27 protein-coding genes are annotated in these 21,946 nt (G+C 63.6%); 23 read left to right on the top strand and 4 right to left on the bottom strand.

Features of this window, described 5'->3' with window-relative positions; translation table 11 throughout:
* The first annotated feature begins 5 nt into the window (after window positions 1-5).
* From rpsN to dsbD, 17 genes are all read left to right on the top strand, one after another.
* Entirely contained in the window at window positions 6-311 is a 306-nt protein-coding gene (gene rpsN, locus BBJ41_RS11530; RefSeq protein ID WP_011350676.1) for a 30S ribosomal protein S14, read from the top strand.
* Window positions 312-325: 14 nt separating this feature from the next.
* Window positions 326-721: a 30S ribosomal protein S8 gene (gene rpsH / locus BBJ41_RS11535; protein WP_034183605.1), complete on the top strand. Its 396-nt coding sequence runs from the start codon at window positions 326-328 to the stop codon at window positions 719-721.
* A gap of 18 nt (window positions 722-739) precedes the next feature.
* A complete protein-coding gene (gene rplF, locus BBJ41_RS11540) occupies window positions 740-1,270 on the top strand; it encodes a 50S ribosomal protein L6 (protein ID WP_011350678.1) in 531 nt (176 codons plus the stop codon).
* Window positions 1,271-1,282: 12 nt separating this feature from the next.
* The gene (rplR, locus tag BBJ41_RS11545; protein WP_006477183.1) at window positions 1,283-1,648 is read left to right on the top strand and encodes a 50S ribosomal protein L18; all 366 of its coding nucleotides are present in this window, start codon (window positions 1,283-1,285) and stop codon (window positions 1,646-1,648) included.
* A gap of 14 nt (window positions 1,649-1,662) precedes the next feature.
* On the top strand, window positions 1,663-2,181 hold the full coding sequence (gene rpsE / locus BBJ41_RS11550; protein WP_006482895.1) for a 30S ribosomal protein S5: 519 nt from the start codon (window positions 1,663-1,665) through the stop codon (window positions 2,179-2,181).
* Between the two features lie 15 nt (window positions 2,182-2,196).
* Complete coding sequence (rpmD, locus tag BBJ41_RS11555) at window positions 2,197-2,379, top strand: 50S ribosomal protein L30 (protein WP_006400644.1); 183 nt, start codon at window positions 2,197-2,199, stop codon at window positions 2,377-2,379.
* Window positions 2,380-2,405: 26 nt separating this feature from the next.
* Entirely contained in the window at window positions 2,406-2,840 is a 435-nt protein-coding gene (rplO, locus tag BBJ41_RS11560; protein WP_006482880.1) for a 50S ribosomal protein L15, read from the top strand.
* 42 nt (window positions 2,841-2,882) lie between these two features.
* Window positions 2,883-4,232, top strand: coding sequence for a preprotein translocase subunit SecY (gene secY / locus BBJ41_RS11565; RefSeq protein ID WP_006482915.1), 1,350 nt, complete (start codon window positions 2,883-2,885; stop codon window positions 4,230-4,232).
* Window positions 4,233-4,237: 5 nt separating this feature from the next.
* Complete coding sequence (gene infA / locus BBJ41_RS11570) at window positions 4,238-4,456, top strand: translation initiation factor IF-1 (protein ID WP_004521905.1); 219 nt, start codon at window positions 4,238-4,240, stop codon at window positions 4,454-4,456.
* 20 nt (window positions 4,457-4,476) lie between these two features.
* Window positions 4,477-4,593, top strand: a complete 117-nt coding sequence (rpmJ, locus tag BBJ41_RS11575) for a 50S ribosomal protein L36 (RefSeq protein WP_004199844.1) — start codon at window positions 4,477-4,479, stop codon at window positions 4,591-4,593.
* Window positions 4,594-4,631: 38 nt separating this feature from the next.
* The gene (gene rpsM, locus BBJ41_RS11580; protein WP_006477178.1) at window positions 4,632-4,997 is read left to right on the top strand and encodes a 30S ribosomal protein S13; all 366 of its coding nucleotides are present in this window, start codon (window positions 4,632-4,634) and stop codon (window positions 4,995-4,997) included.
* 28 nt (window positions 4,998-5,025) lie between these two features.
* Window positions 5,026-5,427, top strand: coding sequence for a 30S ribosomal protein S11 (gene rpsK, locus BBJ41_RS11585; RefSeq protein ID WP_069746518.1), 402 nt, complete (start codon window positions 5,026-5,028; stop codon window positions 5,425-5,427).
* 154 nt (window positions 5,428-5,581) lie between these two features.
* Window positions 5,582-6,205: a 30S ribosomal protein S4 gene (rpsD, locus tag BBJ41_RS11590; protein WP_006752934.1), complete on the top strand. Its 624-nt coding sequence runs from the start codon at window positions 5,582-5,584 to the stop codon at window positions 6,203-6,205.
* A 124-nt stretch (window positions 6,206-6,329) separates the two neighbouring features.
* Window positions 6,330-7,307: a DNA-directed RNA polymerase subunit alpha gene (locus tag BBJ41_RS11595; RefSeq protein ID WP_006477176.1), complete on the top strand. Its 978-nt coding sequence runs from the start codon at window positions 6,330-6,332 to the stop codon at window positions 7,305-7,307.
* 137 nt (window positions 7,308-7,444) lie between these two features.
* Window positions 7,445-7,840, top strand: coding sequence for a 50S ribosomal protein L17 (gene rplQ, locus BBJ41_RS11600; RefSeq protein ID WP_006477175.1), 396 nt, complete (start codon window positions 7,445-7,447; stop codon window positions 7,838-7,840).
* A gap of 201 nt (window positions 7,841-8,041) precedes the next feature.
* Window positions 8,042-8,368: a divalent-cation tolerance protein CutA gene (gene cutA, locus BBJ41_RS11605; protein ID WP_069746519.1), complete on the top strand. Its 327-nt coding sequence runs from the start codon at window positions 8,042-8,044 to the stop codon at window positions 8,366-8,368.
* On the top strand, window positions 8,361-10,202 hold the full coding sequence (gene dsbD, locus BBJ41_RS11610) for a protein-disulfide reductase DsbD (RefSeq protein WP_069746520.1): 1,842 nt from the start codon (window positions 8,361-8,363) through the stop codon (window positions 10,200-10,202). Before cutA ends, dsbD begins: the two co-directional genes overlap by 8 nt.
* Window positions 10,203-10,337: 135 nt before the next feature.
* On the opposite strand, the gene hemB is transcribed toward dsbD, so the two are convergent.
* Window positions 10,338-11,336: a porphobilinogen synthase gene (gene hemB, locus BBJ41_RS11615; RefSeq protein ID WP_069746521.1), complete on the bottom strand. Its 999-nt coding sequence runs from the start codon at window positions 11,334-11,336 to the stop codon at window positions 10,338-10,340.
* 253 nt (window positions 11,337-11,589) lie between these two features.
* Window positions 11,590-12,249: a ribosome biogenesis GTP-binding protein YihA/YsxC gene (gene yihA, locus BBJ41_RS11620; protein ID WP_069746522.1), complete on the bottom strand. Its 660-nt coding sequence runs from the start codon at window positions 12,247-12,249 to the stop codon at window positions 11,590-11,592.
* Between the two features lie 213 nt (window positions 12,250-12,462).
* Here yihA and BBJ41_RS11625 point away from each other — a divergent pair, with 213 nt between their 5' ends.
* From BBJ41_RS11625 to msrQ, 5 genes are all read left to right on the top strand, one after another.
* Window positions 12,463-13,116: a c-type cytochrome gene (locus BBJ41_RS11625; RefSeq protein WP_069746523.1), complete on the top strand. Its 654-nt coding sequence runs from the start codon at window positions 12,463-12,465 to the stop codon at window positions 13,114-13,116.
* Between the two features lie 203 nt (window positions 13,117-13,319).
* The gene (locus tag BBJ41_RS11630; protein ID WP_069746524.1) at window positions 13,320-15,536 is read left to right on the top strand and encodes a cytochrome c biogenesis protein ResB; all 2,217 of its coding nucleotides are present in this window, start codon (window positions 13,320-13,322) and stop codon (window positions 15,534-15,536) included.
* A gap of 4 nt (window positions 15,537-15,540) precedes the next feature.
* Window positions 15,541-16,731, top strand: a complete 1,191-nt coding sequence (gene ccsB, locus BBJ41_RS11635) for a c-type cytochrome biogenesis protein CcsB (RefSeq protein ID WP_069746525.1) — start codon at window positions 15,541-15,543, stop codon at window positions 16,729-16,731.
* Window positions 16,732-16,890: 159 nt separating this feature from the next.
* Complete coding sequence (gene msrP, locus BBJ41_RS11640) at window positions 16,891-17,886, top strand: protein-methionine-sulfoxide reductase catalytic subunit MsrP (RefSeq protein ID WP_069747668.1); 996 nt, start codon at window positions 16,891-16,893, stop codon at window positions 17,884-17,886.
* Window positions 17,887-17,906: 20 nt separating this feature from the next.
* Entirely contained in the window at window positions 17,907-18,593 is a 687-nt protein-coding gene (gene msrQ, locus BBJ41_RS11645) for a protein-methionine-sulfoxide reductase heme-binding subunit MsrQ (RefSeq protein ID WP_069746526.1), read from the top strand.
* A gap of 82 nt (window positions 18,594-18,675) precedes the next feature.
* On the opposite strand, the gene lptM is transcribed toward msrQ, so the two are convergent.
* Window positions 18,676-18,951: an LPS translocon maturation chaperone LptM gene (gene lptM / locus BBJ41_RS38920; protein WP_083281854.1), complete on the bottom strand. Its 276-nt coding sequence runs from the start codon at window positions 18,949-18,951 to the stop codon at window positions 18,676-18,678.
* A gap of 36 nt (window positions 18,952-18,987) precedes the next feature.
* Here lptM and cyaY point away from each other — a divergent pair, with 36 nt between their 5' ends.
* Window positions 18,988-19,314, top strand: a complete 327-nt coding sequence (gene cyaY / locus BBJ41_RS11655) for an iron donor protein CyaY (RefSeq protein ID WP_069746528.1) — start codon at window positions 18,988-18,990, stop codon at window positions 19,312-19,314.
* An 81-nt stretch (window positions 19,315-19,395) separates the two neighbouring features.
* On the opposite strand, the gene BBJ41_RS11660 is transcribed toward cyaY, so the two are convergent.
* Window positions 19,396-21,783 carry a penicillin-binding protein 1A gene (locus tag BBJ41_RS11660; RefSeq protein ID WP_156814770.1) on the bottom strand — a complete coding sequence of 796 codons (2,388 nt, stop codon included), beginning with the start codon at window positions 21,781-21,783 and terminating at the stop codon, window positions 19,396-19,398.
* Window positions 21,784-21,946 lie beyond the last annotated feature (163 nt).

Consider the following 21,946-nt stretch of genomic DNA (forward strand, 5'->3'; position numbering starts at 1 on the left):
TTACCGTGGCTAAACTGGCACTGATCGAACGTGAAAAGAAGCGCGCCCGCCTGGTCGCGAAGTTCGCAGCAAAGCGCGATGCGCTGAAGGCGATCGTCGAAGACCAAAGCAAGTCGGAAGAAGAGCGCTACGAAGCACGCCTGGAGCTGCAGCAACTGCCCCGCAACGCAAACCCGACCCGCCAGCGTAACCGCTGCGCGATCACGGGCCGTCCGCGCGGCACGTTCCGTAAATTCGGCCTCGCGCGTAACAAGATTCGTGAAATCGCATTCCGTGGCGAGATTCCTGGCCTGACCAAGGCGAGCTGGTAATAGGAGAAACGTAAATGAGCATGAGTGATCCTATCGCCGATATGCTGACTCGCATCCGCAACGCGCAGATGGTCGAGAAGGTATCGGTCGCGATGCCCTCGTCGAAGGTCAAGGTTGCAATCGCGCAAGTCCTGAAGGACGAAGGTTATATCGACGATTTCGCGGTGAAGGCTGAAGGCGCGAAGGCAGAACTGAACATCGCGCTGAAGTACTACGCTGGCCGTCCGGTCATCGAACGCCTCGAGCGCGTGTCGAAGCCTGGCCTGCGCGTCTACCGCGGTCGTAACGACATTCCGCAGGTCATGAATGGCCTCGGCGTGGCAATCGTGTCGACGCCGAAGGGCGTGATGACCGACCGCAAGGCGCGCGCTACCGGCGTCGGCGGCGAAGTCATCTGCTACGTCGCTTAAAGCCGAGGAGAGAGAAACATGTCTCGAGTAGGTAAGAGCCCGATCGCGCTGCAAGGCGCGGAAGTCAAGCTGGCCGACGGTGCTATCACCGTCAAGGGCCCGCTGGGCACCATCACGCAAGCGATCAATCCGCTCGTGAACGTGGCGAACAACGACGGCACGCTGAATCTGGCACCGGTCGACGAAAGCCGCGAAGCAAATGCACTGTCGGGCACGATGCGCGCGATCATCGCGAATGCCGTGCACGGCGTGACCAAGGGTTTCGAGCGCAAGCTGACGCTGGTTGGCGTCGGTTACCGTGCGCAAGCGCAAGGCGACAAGCTGAACCTGTCGCTGGGTTTCTCGCACCCGGTGGTGCACCAGATGCCGGAAGGCGTCAAGGCTGAAACCCCGACGCAAACCGAAATCGTGATCAAGGGGATCAACAAGCAACAAGTCGGTCAAGTAGCTGCGGAAGTCCGCGGTTACCGTCCGCCGGAGCCCTACAAGGGCAAGGGCGTGCGCTATTCCGACGAGGTTGTGATCCTCAAAGAAACGAAGAAGAAGTAAGGGTGCGCAATCATGGATAAGACTCAATCTCGCCTGCGCCGCGCTCGCCAGACGCGTATCAAGATCGCTGAGCTGCAGGTCGCGCGTCTCGCCGTGCATCGCACGAACACGCACATCTACGCTCAAGTGTTCTCGCCCTGCGGCACCAAGGTGCTCGCCAGTGCATCGACGCTCGAAGCAGAAGTGCGCGCTGAACTGGCCGACAAGTCGGGCAAGGGCGGCAACGTTAATGCCGCGACGCTGATCGGCAAGCGTATTGCCGAGAAGGCAAAGGCTGCCGGCATCGAATCCGTCGCCTTCGACCGCTCGGGCTTCCGCTACCATGGCCGCGTCAAGGCGCTGGCTGAGGCAGCTCGTGAAGCTGGGCTCAAGTTCTAAGGAAGGAATTCGTCATGGCAAAGATGCAAGCGAAAGTTCAGGCTGACGAGCGCGACGACGGCCTTCGTGAAAAGATGATTTCGGTCAACCGCGTGACCAAGGTCGTGAAGGGTGGCCGTATTCTCGGCTTCGCCGCACTGACCGTGGTTGGCGACGGCGATGGCCGCATCGGTATGGGCAAGGGCAAGGCGAAGGAAGTGCCGGTTGCCGTCCAGAAGGCAATGGAACAAGCTCGTCGCAACATGTTCAAGGTGCCGCTCAAGAACGGCACGCTGCAACACGAAGTGCACGGCAAGCATGGCGCATCGGCTGTCCTCCTCGCTCCGGCGAAGGCAGGTACGGGCGTGATCGCCGGCGGCCCGATGCGCGCAGTGTTCGACGTGATGGGCGTTCAGAACGTTGTGGCAAAGAGCCACGGTTCGACGAACCCGTACAACCTCGTTCGCGCCACGCTGGACGGCCTGCGTAAGCAGTCCACCCCGGCAGACATCGCGGCGAAGCGCGGCAAGTCCGTCGAAGAAATTTTGGGCTAAGCCCGGGTGGTCACCATGTCTGAAAAAACTGTCAAGGTTCAGCTCGTTAAGAGCCTGATCGGGACCCGCGAATCGCACCGCGCGACCGTGCGTGGCCTGGGCCTGCGCCGACTCAATTCGGTCAGCGAGCTTCAGGACACGCCGGCGGTCCGCGGCATGATCAACAAGGTCTCGTACCTCGTTAAGGTCATCGCGTAAGCGGCCCTACGGATCAAGGAGTTGATATGGAATTGAATAACCTGAAGCCGGCAGCTGGCGCCAAGCACGCCAAGCGTCGCGTCGGCCGTGGCATCGGTTCGGGCCTCGGCAAGACGGCTGGCCGTGGTCACAAGGGTCAGAAATCGCGTTCGGGCGGCTTCCACAAAGTCGGTTTCGAAGGCGGTCAGATGCCGCTGCAACGTCGTCTGCCGAAGCGCGGCTTCACGTCGCTGACGAAGGAATTCGTCGGTGAAGTGCGCCTGGGCGACCTCGAGAAGCTGCCGGTCGACGAGATCGATCTGCTCGCACTGAAGCAAGCCGGCCTGGTCGGCGAGCTGACGAAGAGCGCAAAGATCATCGCGACGGGCGAACTGAAGCGCAAGATCGTCGTGAAGGGTCTCGGTGCCACCAAGGGTGCGCGCGCTGCGATCGAAGCGGCTGGCGGTTCGTTCGCCGAGTGACACGCGTAGCGCGTCGTCACTTGCATTCATCGGAGAAGGTACTTGGCTAACAGCCCGAGTCTTGCAAAACCCGGTCGAAGCACGGCGAAATTCGGCGATCTGCGTCGGCGAGCGATGTTCCTGCTCCTGGCGCTGATCGTCTATCGCATCGGCGCGCACATTCCCGTGCCGGGCATCGATCCGGATCAACTGGCTAAGCTGTTCCAGAGCCAGGCGGGTGGCATCCTAGGCATGTTCAACATGTTCTCGGGTGGCGCACTTTCCCGCTTCACGATCTTTGCGCTGGGGATCATGCCGTACATTTCGGCGTCGATCATCATGCAGTTGCTGGCGATTGTTTCGCCGCAGCTCGAGGCGCTGAAGAAGGAAGGGCAGGCAGGGCAACGGAAGATCACGCAGTACACACGGTATTTCACCGTGGTGCTCGCGACCTTCCAGGCATTCGGTATCGCGGCTGCGCTGGAAAACCAGCCGGGCCTCGTCACCGACCCCGGCATGCTGTTCCGACTGACGACGGTCGTGACGCTGGTTACTGGCACGATGTTCCTGATGTGGCTCGGCGAGCAGATTACCGAGCGTGGTCTGGGCAACGGTATTTCGATCATCATCTTCGGCGGGATCGCAGCAGGGTTCCCGAATGCCGTCGGTGGGTTGTTCGAGCTGGTGCGTACGGGTTCGATGAGCATCATTTCGGCGATCATCATCGTCGTTCTGATTGCCGCGGTGACTTACCTGGTCGTGTTCATCGAACGCGGTCAGCGCAAGATCCTCGTGAACTACGCGAAGCGCCAGGTTGGCAACAAGATCTACGGTGGGCAGTCGTCGCACCTGCCGCTGAAGCTGAACATGTCGGGCGTGATTCCGCCGATCTTTGCATCGTCGATCATCCTGTTCCCGGCAACGATTCTCGGCTGGTTCAGTACCGGTCAGCCGACGGGAAGCTGGATTTCCAATACGTTGCATAACGTTGCGGAAGCGCTGAAACCGGGCCAGCCGGTCTATGTGCTGCTGTACACGCTGGCAATCGTGTTTTTCTGCTTCTTTTACACCGCGCTGGTGTTCAACAGCAGGGAAACCGCGGACAACCTGAAGAAAAGCGGCGCGTTTGTTCCGGGCATCCGTCCGGGCGATCAGACCGCACGATATATCGACCGCATCCTCACGCGTCTGACGCTGGCCGGTGCGATCTACATCGTCTTCGTGTGTCTGCTGCCGGAATTTCTGGTGCTGCGCTGGAACGTGCCGTTTTATTTTGGTGGAACGTCGCTGCTGATCATTGTCGTCGTCACGATGGACTTTATGGCGCAGGTGCAGTCGTACGTTATGTCGCAACAGTATGAGTCACTGCTCAAGAAGGCGAACTTCAAGGGCGGCAACATCCCGATGCGTTAAGGACTATGGCCAAAGACGATGTAATCCAGATGCAGGGAGAGGTGATTGAAAACCTCCCGAATGCGACCTTCCGTGTGAAGCTGGAAAACGGCCATGTCGTGTTGGGGCATATCTCCGGAAAGATGCGGATGCACTACATCCGCATCCTGCCGGGCGACAAGGTGACGGTTGAGTTGACGCCTTACGATCTGTCTCGTGCGCGGATCGTGTTCCGGGCGAAGTGATTTGAAAAAAGGGTATTATCATGAAAGTGATGGCATCGGTTAAGCGCATTTGCCGCAATTGCAAGATCATCAAGCGCAAAGGCGTCGTTCGCGTGATCTGCAGCTCGGATCCGCGCCACAAGCAGCGCCAAGGCTGACCGCGCGTTTGTTTGCGCTTTTTGTTTGAGGAAAAACAATGGCTCGTATCGCAGGGGTTAACATCCCGAATCACCAGCACACCGAGATCGGCCTGACGGCTATCTTTGGTGTCGGCCGCACCCGTTCGCGCAGCATCTGCGTGGCAGCTGGCGTCGATTTTTCGAAGAAGGTCAAGGATCTGACCGACGCAGACCTGGAAAAGCTGCGTGAAGAAGTGGGCAAGTTTGTCGTCGAAGGCGATCTGCGCCGTGAAGTGACGATGAACATCAAGCGCCTGATGGACCTCGGTTGCTACCGTGGCGTCCGTCATCGCAAGGGCCTGCCGATGCGCGGTCAGCGTACGCGTACGAACGCACGTACTCGCAAGGGTCCGCGTCGTGCAGCGCAAGCGCTGAAGAAGTAAGCGGAACTGACAGTTACAGGAAAACGTAATGGCTAAGGCTTCGAACACCGCGGCGCAACGCGTTCGCAAGAAGGTTAAGAAGAACGTCGCTGAAGGTGTGGTTCACGTCCACGCGTCGTTCAACAACACGATCATCACGATCACCGATCGCCAAGGCAACGCGCTGGCATGGGCGACGTCGGGCGGCCAGGGCTTCAAGGGCTCGCGCAAATCGACGCCGTTCGCTGCTCAGGTCGCAGCCGAGTCGGCTGGCCGCGTCGCGATGGAATACGGCGTGAAGAATCTGGAAGTGCGGATCAAGGGCCCGGGCCCGGGTCGTGAGTCGGCAGTGCGCGCACTGCACGGCCTCGGCATCAAGATCACCGCGATTTCGGGCGTCACCCCGATTCCGCACAACGGCTGCCGCCCGCCGAAGCGTCGTCGTATCTAAGGATGTGCTGGCACGTTCGTGCTAGCGCATTGCCTGTCGCCGCCTAGCGTCGACGGGCGTTGCTTTTTTGATTGACTAAGCCCACCGTTCGCCCCAAAGGGAGCGGACTAGCGCGGATTTCGATCCGCGTGACTGATTGATAAAGGAATGCAAAGTGGCACGTTATATCGGCCCCAAAGCCAAGCTGTCCCGCCGTGAAGGCACCGACCTGTTCCTGAAGAGCGCGCGCCGCTCGCTCGCCGACAAGTGCAAGCTCGACAGCAAGCCGGGTCAGCACGGCCGTACCTCGGGCGCACGTACGTCCGACTACGGTACGCAGCTGCGTGAAAAGCAGAAGGTCAAGCGTATCTACGGTGTGCTGGAGCGTCAGTTCCGCCGCTATTTCGCCGAAGCCGACCGCCGCAAGGGCAACACGGGTGAAAACCTGCTGCAACTGCTCGAGTCGCGTCTCGACAACGTCGTGTATCGCATGGGCTTCGGCTCGACCCGCGCTGAAGCGCGTCAGCTGGTGAGCCACAAGTCGATCACCGTGAACGGCGTCGTCGCGAACGTCCCGTCGCAGCAAGTGAAGGCGGGTGACATCGTCGCGATCCGCGAAAAGGCGAAGAAGCAAGCGCGTATCGTCGAAGCGCTGTCGCTGGCCGAGCAAGGCGGCATGCCGAGCTGGGTTGCAGTCGATGCGAAGAAGTTCGAAGGCACGTTCAAGCAAATGCCGGAACGCGCTGACATCGCAGGCGACATCAACGAAAGCCTGATCGTCGAATTGTATTCGCGTTAATCCGATTGACGGCCGAGGTACCCCGATTGCGTCGCGCAAGGAGGGGCCTCGGCTGTTTATTTTCTGGTTGTTACCGGTCAGCCTTATCGGTGTAACGAGCCGAGGGTATTGAAAAGGAAAGCCCATGCAAACCAGTTTGCTGAAACCCAAGATCATCGCCGTGGAATCGCTTGGCGAGAACCACGCGAGGGTGGTCATGGAACCGTTCGAACGCGGTTACGGCCATACCTTGGGCAATGCGCTTCGCCGCGTGCTTCTGTCGTCGATGGTTGGCTACGCGCCGACCGAAGTGACGATCGCCGGTGTGGTGCACGAGTACTCGACGCTTGATGGCGTGCAGGAAGACGTCGTCAACCTGCTGCTGAACCTGAAGGGCGTGGTGTTCAAGCTGCATAACCGCGACGAAGTGACGGTTACGCTGCGCAAGGAAGGTGAAGGCGTCGTCACGGCCGGCGATATCGAGCTGGCGCACGACTGCGAAGTCATCAACCCGAATCACGTGATCGCACACCTGTCGAAGGGCGGCAAGCTCGACGTTCAGATCAAGATCGAGAAGGGTCGTGGCTATGTGCCCGGCAACGTCCGTCGCTACGGCGAAGACACGGCCAAGATCATCGGCCGCATCGTCCTCGACGCATCGTTCTCGCCGGTTCGCCGCGTGAGCTACGCAGTCGAAAGCGCACGTGTCGAGCAGCGTACCGACCTCGACAAGCTCGTGATGAACATCGAAACGAGCGGCGTGATCACGCCGGAAGAAGCGATCCGTCAATCGGCCCGCATCCTGGTCGACCAGCTGTCCGTGTTCGCGGCGCTGGAAGGCACGGAAACGGCTGCCGAAGCGCCGTCGCGTGCACCGCAGATCGATCCGATCCTGCTGCGTCCGGTGGACGATCTCGAGCTGACGGTTCGTTCGGCGAACTGCCTGAAGGCCGAGAACATCTACTACATCGGCGACCTGATCCAGCGCACGGAAAACGAGCTGCTGAAGACGCCGAACCTCGGTCGCAAGTCGCTCAACGAGATCAAGGAAGTGCTCGCTTCGCGCGGTCTCACGCTGGGCATGAAGCTCGAGAACTGGCCGCCGGCTGGTCTCGACAAGTAAGCCCGGTTGTTGCTGTAGTTGGCAAAGATGCGGATTTTCCTTTAAAATCCGCATCTTGCTTTTTTCGCTACCGGCCCGTGCACCCTTCGAGGTGCGATAGAAGAGCTGGATCAAAACTTTGAATCAAGGAAACTGAAATGCGCCATCGTCATGGTCTGCGGAAACTGAACCGCACGAGCAGCCACCGTCTGGCTATGCTCCGTAACATGTCCAACTCGCTGATCGAGCACGAAGTCATCAAGACGACGCTGCCGAAGGCGAAGGAACTCCGTAAAGTCGTCGAGCCGCTGATCACGCTCGGCAAGAAGCCGTCGCTGGCAAACCGTCGCCTGGCGTTCAACCGCCTGCGCGATCGTGACTCGGTGGCGAAGCTGTTCGACGTGCTCGGTCCGCGTTTCGCGAACCGTCCGGGCGGCTACCTGCGCGTGCTGAAGTTCGGCTTCCGCGTTGGCGACAACGCACCGATGGCACTGGTCGAGCTGCTCGATCGTCCGGAAGTCGACGAAACGGAAAACGTGCAAGAAGCTGAATAAGCTTCCGGTACGCAGCAGTATCTGAAAGGGGCCGAGCGATTGCTTGGCCCTTTTTGTTTTTGAGATCCGGCTGCGATCGATTGTCGCAGGCCGGCACCGGCAGCGTTGCGCGGGCTGCGCTACGATACAGGGCAGCCGGCGCGGTCCCTGGACGGGCAATCCGCGTCGGCAGGAGCCGGTCGACCAGCCAGGAGGGCGCGGATGATAGTGGTGCTGATGCTGACGACGGTGCCCGATGCGGCGACGGCCGCGGTGCTTGCCGACGGCGCGCTCGACGCGCGGTTTGCGGCATGCGTGTCGGAGCTCGGCGCGATCAAGTCGCGCTATCACTGGCAGGGCAAGGTCGAAACGGCCGACGAGATCCAGTTGCTGTTCAAAACGAGCCCCATGCGGGCGCTCGAACTGGAGCGATTTATTCTCGCGCATCATCCTTACGAGACGCCCGAAATCGTCTCGTGGCAGGCGACGGCATCGGCCGCGTACGGCCAGTGGGTGACCAGCGAAACTCAACGTCTATTTCATGTTTAACGGTATGACGCTTCCGGTGCGCGTGCGCGCGCTGCGGTTCCTTGCAGTCCTGTTGTCGTTCGTGCTCCTGCTGGGCGGCCTGTCGGTCGCGCGCGCGGCGGACGATTTCCTCGATCCGTCGGTGGCGTTCAAGTTCAGTGCGAGCGAAGCGCCTGGGCAAGTGGACGTCCGCTTCAAGGTCGCCAACGGTTATTACCTGTACCGAGAGCGGTTCGCATTCGCAGTGAAAAGCGGGCAGGCGACGCTCGGCGAGCCGCAATTCCCGGCCGGCCACGTGAAGTTCGACCAGACGTTCCAGAAGGAAGTCGAAACCTATCGCGACGAAGTCGTGGTTCATGTGCCCGTCAAGCAGGCGTCGGGGCCGTTCGAGCTCACGGTGACGTCGCAGGGGTGTGCGGACGAAGGGATCTGCTATCCGCCGGCCGAGCACGTCGTGAAGGTAGACGGCGCCGCGCTCGGCGCGGCCGTATCGTCGTCCGGCGAAGCGGCTGCCGCGGGCAGCTGGTTCGACAAGGTCACGAGTGCCGACTTCGCGCAGTCGCTGCTCGAAGGGCACGGCTTCTTCACGATCATCGCGCTGTATTTCGTCGCGGGCGTCGTGCTGAGCCTCCTGCCCTGTTCGTACCCGATGATTCCGATCGTATCCGCGATCATCATCGGCCAGGGGACGCGCGCGACGCACGCACGCGGCTTCGCGCTGTCGCTGACCTATGTGGTTGGCATGGCGCTGGTCTACACGGTCCTCGGTATTGCCGCGGCGCTGGTCGGACAGAGCCTCGGCGCGTGGCTGCAGAACCCGTGGGTGCTCGGCGCGTTCGGTGTGCTGCTCACAGCGTTCGCGGTGTCGCTGATCTCGGGTAAGGACATCGCGCTGCCCGAGCGCTGGCAGAACGGTGCGGCCGGAGCGTCGAGCGCGCGCCAGGGCGGCCACTTCGTGGCGGTTGCGGCGATGGGCGCATTGTCGGCGCTGGTCGTCGGCGCCTGCATGACGGCGCCGCTGTTCGCGGTGCTCGCTTTCATCGCACACACCGGCAATGCGCTGCTCGGCGGTGCGGCGCTGTTCGCGATGGGGCTGGGGCTCGGCGTGCCGCTGCTGATCGTCGGCATTGGCGCCGGGACGGTGCTGCCGCGTGCGGGCGCGTGGATGGACGGCGTGAAGGTGTTCTTCGGCATTGTGTTGCTCGCGGCCGCGCTGTGGATCGTGTGGCCCGTGCTGGCAGGCAGCCTGAAGATGGTGCTCGCCGCGTTGTGGCTGCTCATCGCGGCCGCGGCGCTTGGCCTGTTCACGCCGAATGCCGGCGCCGTGTCGATCTGGCGTCGGCTGGGCCGCGGCGTGGGCGCCGCGCTCGCGATCTGGGCGGCGACGCTGCTCGTCGGCCTTGCCGCGGGATCGACCGACCCCGTCAAACCGTTGGCCGTACTCGCGGCGCGCACGGTGGCATCGGGCGGCGCGGCGGCAACTGCCGGGCAGGACGGGCCGGCGTTCGCATCGGTGCGCTCCAGCGGTGAGCTCGACGCGCTGCTGAAGACGTCGGGCCAGCCCGTGATGCTCGACTTCTACGCCGACTGGTGCGTGAGCTGCAAGGAGATGGAGCACCTGACATTTACCGACGCGCGTGTGCAGGCGCGGCTCGCGCAACTCCATCTCGTGCGTGCGGATGTCACCGCGAACAATCCGGATGATCAGGCGCTGCTCAAGCGCTTCAACCTGTTCGGGCCGCCGGGCATCATCTTCTTCGATCGCAACGGCAACGAGATCGGGCGTGTGGTCGGCTATCAGGCGGCGGAGACGTTCCTGCGCAGCCTCGATCGCGCGGCTGTCCCGACGGTATGACGGCGCCTGTCGGACGCGTTTCGGTGGCATGAGCTGACGATCCGGCGCCGGTAGGCGGTCGCGATCGACAGTCATAAAAAAACGGCGGAACACCGAGGTGTCCCGCCGTTTTTCTTTCCGCCTGCCGGCGCGTGATCAGCGTTGCGCTTTCAGCAGACGCGCGGCGTCGAGCGCGAAGTACGTGAGCACGCCGTCGGCGCCCGCGCGCTTGAATGCGAGCAGCGATTCGAGCACGACTTTGTCGTGGTCGAGCCAGCCGTTCATCGCGGCGGCCTTCAGCATCGCGTATTCACCGCTCACCTGGTACACGTAGGTCGGGAAGCGGAACTCGTCCTTCACGCGGCGCACGATGTCGAGATACGGCATGCCGGGCTTGACCATCACCATGTCAGCGCCTTCGTCGATGTCGAGGCGCACTTCGCGCAGCGCTTCGTCGCTATTCGCCGGATCCATCTGGTAGGTCATCTTGTTGCCTTTGCCCAGGTTGGACGCCGAGCCGACCGCGTCGCGGAACGGGCCGTAGAACGCCGACGCGAACTTGGCCGAATAGGCCATGATGCGCGTGTGGATGTGGCCGTCGCTTTCCAGCATCTCGCGGATCGCGCCGATGCGGCCGTCCATCATGTCCGACGGCGCGACGATGTCGACGCCGGCTTCGGCTTGCGCACGCGCCTGGTCGATCAGGATCTCGATCGTGTCGTCGTTGATCACGTAGCCGTTTTCGTCGAGCACGCCGTCCTGGCCATGGCTCGTGTACGGGTCGAGCGCAACGTCGGTCAGCACGCCGAGTTCCGGGAAGCGCTTCTTCAGCTCGCGCACTGCGCGCGGGATCAGGCCTTCCGGATTGGCCGCTTCGCGGCCGTCAGGCGTTTTCAGTGCAGGCTCGATGGCCGGGAACAGCGACAGCACGGGCACGCCCAGTTCGACGCATTGCTCGGCGACGTGCATCAGCAGATCGACGGAAACGCGCTCGACGCCGGGCATCGACGGAATCGGCTGTCGTTCGTTGGTGCCTTCGACGACGAACACCGGATAGATCAGGTCGTCGGTGGTCAGGCGGTTTTCGCGCATCAGGCGGCGGGAGAAGTCGTCGCGGCGCATCCGGCGCGGACGATGAAGCGGATGGAAGCTCATGGCGATTGGGCAGAAATCAGGGCAGTAAGGACCTTACGGAACCCTTAGGTCATTTTCGGGAGCGTTGGTATATGATAGCGATCGAGCGGCACGCGTCGCGTGTTGCTCCCCGCTTCTCCTCCCTGAGCGGGTGCCTGTCGTTTTTCGATTAGGCTGTTTGACCCGCCGTTAAACGGCGGGTTTTTTTATGAGCCGGCCGAATCCGCAGGCGCCGTCAGGAGCGCGCCGCCGATCCCGGCCGCGCGTTGCCCGATCATTGTGCTACAGGCTCGCTTTTTTCGTCGGCGACGGACGGTCGCAACCAGCTCTCGATCAGCTCATGCGCCTCGTCGAGCCCCGTGCGCTTCAGCGCGGAGAACAGCTGGACCGTCAGCTTGCCCTGGACGCCCTGATCGCGGTACGCATCCAGCCCCTTTTGCGTGGTCCGCAGCGCGTTGATGCTTTCCTGCCGCGTCAATTTGTCGCACTTCGTCAGCAGCGTGTGGATCGGCTTGCCGGTCGGCGCGAACCATTCGATCATGCGGCGATCGAGGTCGGTCAGCGGACGGCGCGAATCCATCATCAGGATCAGGCCGCAAAGCTGCGAGCGGGTCGCGAGGTACGACGACAGCAGCATTTCCCAGTGCGCCTTCGCGGCGCCGGGCACTTCCGCGTAGCCGTAGCCGGGCAGGTCGACGAGGTTCGCGACGGGCTCGGCGGCCGGGCCGACGGAGAAGTAGTTGATATGCTGCGTGCGGCCGGGCGTCTTCGATGCGAAGGCCAGCCGCTTCTGGTTGCACAGCACGTTGATCGCCGTCGACTTGCCGGCATTCGAGCGACCCGCGAACGCGATTTCCGGCTGAACCGTCGGCGGCAGGTCGCGCAGATGGTTGACGGTCGTGTAGAAGCGGGCTTGATGGAGCAGAAAGGCCATGGGAACCGGAAGGACGGGCGGCGCGAGCCGCTTGGTGGAGGCGGGGTAGCCCCGATAGGCGCGGGAGCTTTCAACACGATATTGTACAATACGGCGGTTTACCGAAGGCCACCGGGCGCCTGCCTCGCACTTTTATGTGGCTTCTGCGGTAGACTGAACGCCGTCGTTTTTTGCAGAACCTCAAATTCCCACAAGACGAAACAGGGTGTGCGAATGAATCGACTGTGCAAGTCTCTGATGGTGCTTCAGGTTGCAGCAGGGTTCGTAGGTTTCGTAGCAGAGGCAAACGCGGCGGATGCGGCAAAGCCGGATCTCGACCGCGGCAAGGCGATTGCCGGGCAGGTCTGTGCGTCGTGTCACGGCGCCGACGGCAATAGCGCGTCGGGCAGTTTCCCGAAGCTTGCCGGCCAGCATCCCGAGTATCTGGTCAAGCAGTTGAACGACTTCAAGACGCAGCCGGGCGCGAAGGGGCCGGTGCGTACCAACGCGGTGATGGTCGGATTCGCGAGCGCGTTGAGCGCGGACGACATGCGAAACGTCGCCGCGTACTACGGGTCGCAGACGATAAAGCTCGGTACCGCACGCGATGCGGCAACCGTGCCGATCGGCCAGAAGATCTATCGCGGCGGCATCGCGGAGAAGGGCGTGCCCGCCTGCGCGAGCTGCCACGGGCCGACAGGGCAGGGCCTTCCGGTCCAGTACCCGCGTCTGTCGGGGCAGTGGGCGGATTACACCGTCGCCCAGTTGACCGCGTTCCAGCAAGGGGCTGGCGCGCGCAACAACAACGAGGCGATGCATCAGATCGCCACGCGCCTGTCGGACAACGAGATCAAGGCCGTCGCGGATTACATCGCGGGCCTGCGTTGAGCGGCCAGTCGCGAATGGAATGACCGGGCGCCCGAAGGGCGGTCGGAGTCAGAACAAGAAAAGGGTGGGGCGCCGCATCGTTGCGGTCGCCTCGCCCTTTTTTGTGTCGGCACTCGCCGGGCCGTCCCAAGCGTGCTGACCGCCCCCTTGGGGGCAGCGAACATAGTGAGCGTGGGGGTTGTTTCCCCTTAGTCGGAGTTTGAATGAGCGTTACCACGTCGGGGTTGCAGTCGAAGTCAGGTCAGGGTGCGTCGAAGCGCGCGGTCGAGCTGTTGAGCTCGATGCGTTTCGCGATCGCACTGCTGGTGGTGCTGTCGATCGCGAGCATCATCGGCACGGTCCTGACCCAGGACGATCCGTATCCGAACTACGTGAACCAGTTCGGGCCGTTCTGGGCGGACATCTTCCGCTCGCTCGGCCTGTACAACGTGTACAGCGCGTGGTGGTTCATGCTGATCCTGATCTTCCTCGTCACGTCGATCTCGCTGTGCGTGATCCGCAACGCGCCGAAGATGCTCGCCGATGCGAAGAGCTGGAAGGACAAGGTTCGCGAAGGCAGCCTGCGCGCGTTCCATCACAAGGCCGAATACACGGCTTCCGGCACGCGCGCGACCGTTGCCGCCACGCTTTCCACGTTCGTCACCAAGGCCGGCTACAAGCACGTCGTGCGCGAAACCGACGGCGCGACGCTGATCTCCGCGAAGCGCGGCGCGATGACCAAGTGGGGCTACATCTCCGCCCACCTCGCGATCGTCGTGATCTGTATCGGCGGCCTGCTGGACAGCAACCTGCCGATCAAATTCCAGATGTGGATGTTCGGCAAGAGCCCGGTCAACACGAGCGCGACGATCAGCGAGATCTCGCCCGATCATCGGCTGTCCGCGTCGAACCCGACGTTCCGCGGCTACGCGTGGGTGCCCGAAGGCCAGTTCGTGTCGACCGCGATCCTGAACCAGCCGAGCGGTTCGCTGATCCAGGACCTGCCGTTCTCGATCCAGCTCAACAAGTTCATCGTCGACTACTACACGACGGGCATGCCGAAGCTGTTCGCGAGCGACATCGTCGTGATCGATCGCGAGACCGGCCAGAAGATTCCGGCGCGCGTCGAGGTCAACAAGCCGTTCACGTACAAGGGCGTGTCGATCTACCAGTCGAGCTTCCAGGACGGCGGCTCGCAGATGCAGATGACCGCCTACCCGATGACGGGCGGCAATGCGAAGACTTTCCCCGTGCAGGGCACGATCGGCAGTTCGGCGCCGCTGCAGGCGCCGGGCGCCGACGGCGACACGATCGAGTTCTCCGATTTCCGCGCGATCAACGTCGAGAACATGGCCGACGCGAACGGCAAGCCGGACGTGCGCGGCGTCGCGACGACGAGTTCGCTGAGGGAGGCGTTCGACGAACGGCTCGGCTCCGGCGCGAAGACGTCGAAGCCGACGCAGCTCCACAACATCGGCCCGTCCGTGCAGTACAAGATCCGCGGCAAGGACGGCCAGGCGCGTGAATTCAACAACTACATGCTGCCCGTCGACATGGCCGGCGAGCGCGTGTTCCTCGCCGGCGTGCGTGCGAGCCCGAACGACCCGTTCCGCTACATGCGGATTCCGGCCGACAGCCAGGATTCGATCGGCGAATGGATGCGCCTGCGTGCCGCGCTCGAGGATCCGGCCGTGCGCGCCGAAGCCGCCGCGCGATTCGCGCAGCGTTCGCTGCCGGGCACCGACGCATCGCTGCGCGGCCGCCTGCAGGACAGCGCATCGAAGGTGCTGACCCTTTTTGCGGCAAGCGACGACAGCGTCGGCCGCGGCGCCGACGGCCAGCCGATCGGCGGCTTCCAGGCCGTGGCGACGTTCATCGACCGCTCGGTGCCGAAGGCCGAGCAGGAGAAGGCCGCGAGCCTGCTGCTGCGGATGCTCGAGGGCTCGATGTGGGAGGTCTGGCAGATCGCGCGCGAACGCGCCGGCGAGCCGGCGGCCCAGCAGGGCACCGACACGATCCGCTTCGTGCAGAACGCGATCAATGCGCTATCCGACAGCTTTTTGTATGGATCTCCCGTCTATCTGCAGCTTGACTCATTCAAGCAGGTGCAAGCTTCGGTATTTCAGTTGACGCGCGCACCCGGCAAGAATCTGGTGTATCTTGGCAGCCTGCTGCTGGTCGCCGGCATCTTCTCGATGTTCTACGTGCGCGAGCGGCGCCTCTGGTTCTGGCTCAAGGACGCAGGTTCCGGCGTCGATGTGGTGATGGCGATGTCCACGGCCCGCAAGACCTTCGATTTCGAGAAAGAATTCGTGCAGACGCGCGACGCGGCCGGCGCCGCCTTGCGCGCCGCACCTCGCGACGCCGCGCCTGCCGGTGCGGCATCGACGGCCCGCCCGCCTGCCGGCGGCGGTTCCGATTCCGAGAATTCCACCCGGTAACATCATGGATCTCACGCAAGTTTCCTCTTCCCATCGGGCGTCGGCCCAGGCTCCGGTTTCGGCGCCGCTGTTCGACGATCGTCCGTTCCTCGCGCGCCTGTCGCTGGTCGACTGGCTGTTCGCACTGGCGCTCGTGGTGGGCGCGGGCTATGCGCTCGTGCACTACAACGCGCACATGGATTACTACGACAAGGCGGTGATGATCGGCGCTGTGCCGGCGCTCATCACGCTCGGCTGGCGCTGGAAGCCGGCCCGGCTGATGATGGCGTCGATCGCCGTGTTCTCGCTGCTGTCGATCCAGATCTATCAGGGCGATCTCGCGCGCGCCGATTCGGCGTTCTTCCTCAAGTACTTCCTGTCGAGCCAGTCGGCGATCCTGTGGATGAGCGCGCTGTTCGTGCTCGCGACGATCTTCTACTGGATCGGCCTGCTCGCGCGCTCGGAAACTGGTGCCGCGATCGGCCAGAAGCTCACCTGGGTCGCCGTGCTGATGGGCTTCACGGGGCTGATGGTGCGCTGGTACGAGTCCTATCTGATCGGCGCCGACGTCGGGCATATCCCCGTATCGAACCTCTACGAAGTGTTCGTGCTGTTCAGCCTGATCACTGCGCTGCTTTATCTGTATTACGAAGGCCACTACGGCACACGCTCGCTCGGCGCGTTCGTGCTGCTGGTCATCAGCGCGGCGGTCGGTTTCCTGATGTGGTACTCGGTCGCACGCGATGCGCAGCAGATCCAGCCGCTCGTGCCGGCGCTGCAGAGCTGGTGGATGAAGATCCACGTGCCGGCGAACTTCATCGGCTACGGCAGCTTTGCGCTGTCGGCGATGGTGTCGGTCGCGTACCTGATGAAGGAACGCGGCGTGCTCGCCGATCGCCTGCCGACGCTCGAAGTGCTCGACGACGTGATGTACAAGTCGATCGCCGTCGGGTTCGCCTTCTTCACGATCGCGACGATCCTCGGCGCGTTGTGGGCGGCCGAAGCATGGGGCGGCTACTGGAGCTGGGACCCGAAGGAAACCTGGGCGCTGATCGTGTGGCTCAACTACGCGGCGTGGCTGCACATGCGGTTGATGAAGGGCCTGCGCGGCGCGGTTGCCGCCTGGTGGGCGCTCACCGGCCTGCTCGTGACGACCTTCGCGTTCCTCGGCGTCAACATGTTCCTGTCCGGACTGCACAGCTACGGCAAGCTGTAAGATTTCCGCCGCTCGTCCGACTACAAGACCGCCGGTGCACTGCGTGCCCGGCGGTTTTTGTTTGTAACGGGCGGGCGAGCCGGGCGTCGAACGGCGCAAGACGGGTCGGGTCGAACGCTCATGAAGCGTGCGCGCGGCGCATGCAGGAGGAGCAGCACGATGTGGATCAAACACCCTTTGCGGAACGTACTGACCGGCGGCGATATCGCACACAGCGAGATCACGCCGCGCGCGGTGTTCGAGAACCGGCGGCGCGTATTGCAGGCGGCCGGCCTCGCGGCGGCGGGCGGGCTGCTCGGCGGCAGCGGCGCGGCATTTGCCGCGTATGCGTCGCCTGATGCGCGAGCGGCGAAGCTCGCGGCGAAAACGAACCCGAAGTTCGTCGCGGCCGACAAGGTGACGCCGTTCAAGGACATCACGTCCTACAACAACTTCTACGAATTCGGTACCGACAAGAGCGACCCGGCGCAGAACGCCGGTACGCTGCGGCCGCGCCCGTGGCGGGTGAGCGTCGAGGGCGAGGTGCTGCACCCGAAGGTGTTCGATCTCGACGAACTGCTGAAGCTCGCACCGCTCGAGGAGCGCGTGTACCGGCTGCGCTGCGTCGAGGGATGGTCGATGGTGATCCCGTGGATCGGCGTGCCGCTGTCCGAGCTGATCAAGCGCGTGCAGCCGACCGGCAACGCGAAATACGTGCAGTTCGTCACGCTGGCCGATCCGTCGCAGATGCCGGGCCTCTCCACGCCCGTGCTCGACTGGCCGTACTCGGAGGGGCTGCGGATGGACGAGGCGATGAATCCGCTGACGCTGCTGACGATGGGCGTCTACGGGCAGGTGCTGCCGAACCAGAACGGCGCGCCGGTGCGGATCGTCGTGCCGTGGAAATACGGCTTCAAGAGCGCGAAGTCGCTGGTGAAGATCCGCTTCGTCGACAAGCAGCCGAAGACGAGCTGGAACACGTACGCGTCGAACGAGTACGGCTTTTATTCGAACGTGAACCCGAACGTCGATCACCCGCGCTGGAGCCAGGCGACCGAGCGGCGCATCGGCGAGGACGGCTTCTTCACGCCGAAACGCAAGACGCTGATGTTCAACGGCTACGGCGATCTGGTCGCGTCGATGTATCAGGGCATGGACCTGAAAAAGAACTTCTGAGCGCGACGGTGAGAAACGACATGCCTCCTTCGACGCTGACGCCCGCGCGCGCAGCCGGCGCCGAACCCGCTGCACGCGCGGCGCGGGCCGGCGCGATCCGTCCCGCCGCGCCGCGCTGGCTCGCGCCGGCGAGGGTGCTGGTTTTCGCGGCCGGCCTCTATCCGCTCGCGCGTCTCGTGCTGTTCGGGTTGACCGACCGGCTCGGCGCGAATCCGATCGAATTCATCACGCGCTCGACGGGCCTCTGGACGCTCGTGATGCTCTGCATCACGCTTGCCGTCACGCCGCTTCGGCGCATGACGGGGTTTGCGACGCTGCTGCGCTTTCGCCGGATGATCGGGCTGTTCGCGTTCTTTTACGCGACGCTGCACTTCACGACCTACCTGTGGTTCGACAAGTGGTTCGACGTCGTCGCGATCCTGAAGGACGTCGGCAAGCGCCCGTTCATCACGGTCGGCTTTGCCGCGTTCGTGCTGCTGATCCCGCTCGCCGCGACGTCGCCGCGCGCGATGGTGCGCCGGCTCGGCCGCCACTGGGCAGTGCTGCATCGCGCGATCTACGCGATCGCGCTGTTCGGCGTGCTGCATTTCTGGTGGATGCGCGCCGGCAAGCACGATCTCGCGCAGCCGAAGCTTTACGCGGCGATCGTCGCGGCGCTGCTCGGCTGGCGCCTGGCGGCATGGGGATGGCGGCGCGTGCGCGCGTGACGGCGCAGCCCGAAAAAACAAAAGGCGATGACCGTGAAGCCATCGCCTTGTTTCGCCTGCCGCGCGAGCGGCGTTGTGTTCGTTACTTCGCGGCCGGGCTCGATGCCGGTGCGGGCACGGCCGATGCGCTGCTCGACAACTCGGGCGACAGCATCAGCGGCGAGCCCGAAGTGTCGGGTGTATCGTCGGACGATGCGTTTTCATCGGTCGGTTTCACGTCCGACGGTGGCGTATTCTGCTGCTGGAGTGGCTTGGGCATCGGAGGCACGGTGGGCAGATAGAGCGCGCCGCTTTGACCGCAGCCGGCAAGAATCGCCAAAGCCGCTACAATCGCGCTCATCCGGAAAACGACTCGCATGATCGTCCCTGAACAATTGAACCGATAGAGTTTAGCATGTCCGATACCCAATACCTGTCCCGTGCCGAGGCCGTACTGGCGGCCGTCGAGCGTACTGTCGACGACGCCAACGACGGCGATCACGACATCGATCTGGAGCGCAACGGCAGCGTCCTGACGCTGACGTTCGAGAACGGCTCGAAGATCATCGTCAACCTGCAGCCGCCGATGAAGGAAGTGTGGATCGCCGCGAAAGCGGGCGGATTCCACTACCGTTTCACGGACGGCGAATGGCGCGATACGCGCACGGGCACCGAGTTTTTCTCGGCGCTCACCGAATACGCGACGCAGCAGGCCGGCCTGCCGATCACGTTCAGCGCGTGACGGCCGGGGCGTTCGGCCCCGAGCATCGCACCAAAAGAAAAAGCGCCCCGAGGGGCGCTTTTTTCATCTCCGGGCTGCGTGTCAGTGGCCGCGGAACAGGTTCATGATGTCCTGCTTTTCCTGCTCGTCGACATGCGGCACCGCCTCGTCGACGTTCTGCGCGGCCGGCGCCTGCGGCACGCCGACCGTCGACACGAAGCCGTGCCCCGGCGTGAAGTCGGCGAAGTACAACTCGCCGCCGAGCGATTCGACGCCGTCCGGCACCGTCGGCTTGAACTCGGGCACGCCCTTCAGCGCCGCGCCCATGTAGTCGATCCAGACCGGCAGCGACAGGCCGCCACCGGTTTCGCGATCGCCGAGGCTGCGCGGATTGTCGTAGCCGATCCACGCGATCGCGGCGAGCGTGTGCTGGTAGCCGGCGAACCACGCGTCGTGCGAGTCGTTCGTCGTGCCGGTCTTGCCCGCGAGGTCGGTGCGCTTCAGCACGTTGGTCCGCGCGCCCGTGCCGCGCTGCGCGACGCTCTGCAGCAGGCTGTTCATCACGTATGCGTTGCGCGCGTCGATCGCACGCGGCGCATTCTGCTCGGCGACGAGCGGCTGCGCGCGCGCGACGATCGCGCCATTCGGGTCGGTGACTTCGGCGATCAGGTACGGATTGACGCGGTAGCCGCCGTTCGCGAATACCGAATACGCGCCGGCCATCTGCAGCGGCGTGACCTGGCCCGCGCCGAGCGCCATCGGCAGGTAGGCCGGATGACGTTCGGCGTCGAAGCCGAAGCGGGTGATGTACTGCTGCGCGTACTTCGTGCCGATGTGGTTCAGGATCCGGATCGACACGAGGTTGCGCGAGCGCTGCAGCGCGGTGCGCATCGACATCGGGCCTTCGAAGCCGCCGCCATAGTTCTTCGGCTCCCACGGCTGGCCGCCCGTTTCGGCGGCGCTGAAATACAGCGGGCCGTCGTTGATCACGGTTGCGGGCCCAAGGCCCTTGTCGAGCGACGCCGAGTAGATGAACGGCTTGAACGACGAACCCGGCTGCCGCCACGCCTGCGTGACGTGGTTGAACTTGTTCTTGTTGTAGTCGAAGCCGCCGACGAGCGAGCGGATCGCGCCGTCCTGCGGGACGATCGACAGGAACGCGCCTTCGACTTGCGGCAACTGCGTGATCGACCACTTGCCGGCGTCGTTCTTCACGACGCGGACGATCGCGCCGGGGCGGATGCGGCGGTTCGGCTGCGCATTGGCCGCCAGCGCGCCCGACGCGAACCGCAGGTTGTCGCCGTCGATCGTCGCATTGCTGCCGTCGATGAACGCGACCGTGATCTGGCGAGGGCTCGCGGCGGTGACGACCGCGGCGATCAGCTCGCCGTTGTCGGGGTGCTCGAGCAGCGCATCGTCGATCGCCTGTTCGCGGTCGTCGGCGCCGGCCGGCAGCTCGATGAAGCCTTCCGGCCCGCGATAGCCGTGCCGGCGCTCGTAATCCATGATGCCCTTGCGCAGCGCGGTGTACGCGACCTGCTGGTCGGCGGAATCGATCGTCGTGACGACGTTGAAGCCGCGCGTGTAGGTTTCCTCGCGGTACTGCGCGTACATCATTTGTCGGACCATTTCGGCGACGTACTCGGCGTGCACGCTGAAATCTCGGCCCGGGCCCTTGACGACGAGCGGCTGCGCGACGGCTTCGTCGTACTGCTCGCGCGTGATGAAGTTCAGCTCGAGCATCCGCTGCAGGATGTATTCCTGGCGCACCTTCGCGCGCTTCGGATTGACGACCGGGTTATACGCGGACGGCGCCTTCGGCAGCCCCGCGAGCATCGCCGCTTCCGCGAGCGTGATGTCCTTCAGGTCCTTGCCGAAATAGACCCGCGCGGCGCTCGCGAAGCCGTACGCGCGCTGGCCGAGATAGATCTGATTCATGTAGACCTCGAGAATCTGATCCTTCGTCAGCGCGCGCTCGATCCGGTACGCGAGCAGCATCTCGTAGATCTTGCGCGTGTAGGTCTTTTCGCTCGACAGGAAGAAGTTGCGCGCGACCTGCATCGTGATCGTGCTCGCGCCCTGCGACGCGTGGCCGTTCGTCAGCGCGACGAAGCCGGCGCGGACGATGCCGGTGAGGTCGACGCCGCCGTGATCGTAGAAGCGCGCGTCCTCGATCGCGAGGATCGCCTTCTTGAGCGAGTCGGGCACGTCCTTGAAATGGACGACGTCGCGTCGCTCCTCGCCGAATTCGCCGATCAGCACGTGATCGGACGTGTAGATGCGCAGCGGCACCTTCGGGCGATAGTCGGTCAGCGCATCGAGCGACGGCATGTTCGGCCACGCGACAACGAGTGCGTAGCCGAGCACGAGGCCGCCGGCCACGACGAGGGCCACGCACATCGCGGCGAAGCCGAGCAGGACTTTTTGCCACCAGGGCCGCTTTTTCGGCTCCGGGGCAGGAGGCGGGGACGTAGGAGTCGTGGATTGCATAGGCATACCGGAAAACAGTCCCGCGATTATAGCTGCCCGGTAAGACCGGTCCTGACGCGAGGGACGCCCGTCGGAAAGCCGCAGGCTGATGTGCCTCCAGCATAGCCCGCGCGCGGCCGCCGCGAGCCGTTGCTGGCCGTTTGGCCGACTGTCGGCGGCGCGC

It is taken from the genome of Burkholderia stabilis (genome assembly GCF_001742165.1).
GTDB lineage: Bacteria > Pseudomonadota > Gammaproteobacteria > Burkholderiales > Burkholderiaceae > Burkholderia > Burkholderia stabilis.

What these genes read in the sequence shown, in the direction of transcription:
- rpsH (WP_034183605.1), top strand. Translation starts at nt 326, where the DNA reads ATGAGCATGAGTGATCCTATCGCCGATATGCTGACTCGCATCCGCAAC.
- rplF (WP_011350678.1), top strand. Translation starts at nt 740, where the DNA reads ATGTCTCGAGTAGGTAAGAGCCCGATCGCGCTGCAAGGCGCGGAAGTC.
- rplR (WP_006477183.1), top strand. Translation starts at nt 1,283, where the DNA reads ATGGATAAGACTCAATCTCGCCTGCGCCGCGCTCGCCAGACGCGTATC.
- rpsE (WP_006482895.1), top strand. Translation starts at nt 1,663, where the DNA reads ATGGCAAAGATGCAAGCGAAAGTTCAGGCTGACGAGCGCGACGACGGC.
- rpmD (WP_006400644.1), top strand. Translation starts at nt 2,197, where the DNA reads ATGTCTGAAAAAACTGTCAAGGTTCAGCTCGTTAAGAGCCTGATCGGG.
- rplO (WP_006482880.1), top strand. Translation starts at nt 2,406, where the DNA reads ATGGAATTGAATAACCTGAAGCCGGCAGCTGGCGCCAAGCACGCCAAG.
- infA (WP_004521905.1), top strand. Translation starts at nt 4,238, where the DNA reads ATGGCCAAAGACGATGTAATCCAGATGCAGGGAGAGGTGATTGAAAAC.
- rpmJ (WP_004199844.1), top strand. Translation starts at nt 4,477, where the DNA reads ATGAAAGTGATGGCATCGGTTAAGCGCATTTGCCGCAATTGCAAGATC.
- rpsM (WP_006477178.1), top strand. Translation starts at nt 4,632, where the DNA reads ATGGCTCGTATCGCAGGGGTTAACATCCCGAATCACCAGCACACCGAG.
- rpsK (WP_069746518.1), top strand. Translation starts at nt 5,026, where the DNA reads ATGGCTAAGGCTTCGAACACCGCGGCGCAACGCGTTCGCAAGAAGGTT.
- BBJ41_RS11595 (WP_006477176.1), top strand. Translation starts at nt 6,330, where the DNA reads ATGCAAACCAGTTTGCTGAAACCCAAGATCATCGCCGTGGAATCGCTT.
- rplQ (WP_006477175.1), top strand. Translation starts at nt 7,445, where the DNA reads ATGCGCCATCGTCATGGTCTGCGGAAACTGAACCGCACGAGCAGCCAC.
- cutA (WP_069746519.1), top strand. Translation starts at nt 8,042, where the DNA reads ATGATAGTGGTGCTGATGCTGACGACGGTGCCCGATGCGGCGACGGCC.
- dsbD (WP_069746520.1), top strand. Translation starts at nt 8,361, where the DNA reads ATGTTTAACGGTATGACGCTTCCGGTGCGCGTGCGCGCGCTGCGGTTC.
- hemB (WP_069746521.1), bottom strand. Translation starts at nt 11,336, where the DNA reads ATGAGCTTCCATCCGCTTCATCGTCCGCGCCGGATGCGCCGCGACGAC.
- yihA (WP_069746522.1), bottom strand. Translation starts at nt 12,249, where the DNA reads ATGGCCTTTCTGCTCCATCAAGCCCGCTTCTACACGACCGTCAACCAT.
- BBJ41_RS11625 (WP_069746523.1), top strand. Translation starts at nt 12,463, where the DNA reads ATGAATCGACTGTGCAAGTCTCTGATGGTGCTTCAGGTTGCAGCAGGG.
- BBJ41_RS11630 (WP_069746524.1), top strand. Translation starts at nt 13,320, where the DNA reads ATGAGCGTTACCACGTCGGGGTTGCAGTCGAAGTCAGGTCAGGGTGCG.
- ccsB (WP_069746525.1), top strand. Translation starts at nt 15,541, where the DNA reads ATGGATCTCACGCAAGTTTCCTCTTCCCATCGGGCGTCGGCCCAGGCT.
- msrP (WP_069747668.1), top strand. Translation starts at nt 16,891, where the DNA reads ATGTGGATCAAACACCCTTTGCGGAACGTACTGACCGGCGGCGATATC.
- msrQ (WP_069746526.1), top strand. Translation starts at nt 17,907, where the DNA reads ATGCCTCCTTCGACGCTGACGCCCGCGCGCGCAGCCGGCGCCGAACCC.
- lptM (WP_083281854.1), bottom strand. Translation starts at nt 18,951, where the DNA reads ATGCGAGTCGTTTTCCGGATGAGCGCGATTGTAGCGGCTTTGGCGATT.
- cyaY (WP_069746528.1), top strand. Translation starts at nt 18,988, where the DNA reads ATGTCCGATACCCAATACCTGTCCCGTGCCGAGGCCGTACTGGCGGCC.
- BBJ41_RS11660 (WP_156814770.1), bottom strand. Translation starts at nt 21,783, where the DNA reads ATGCAATCCACGACTCCTACGTCCCCGCCTCCTGCCCCGGAGCCGAAA.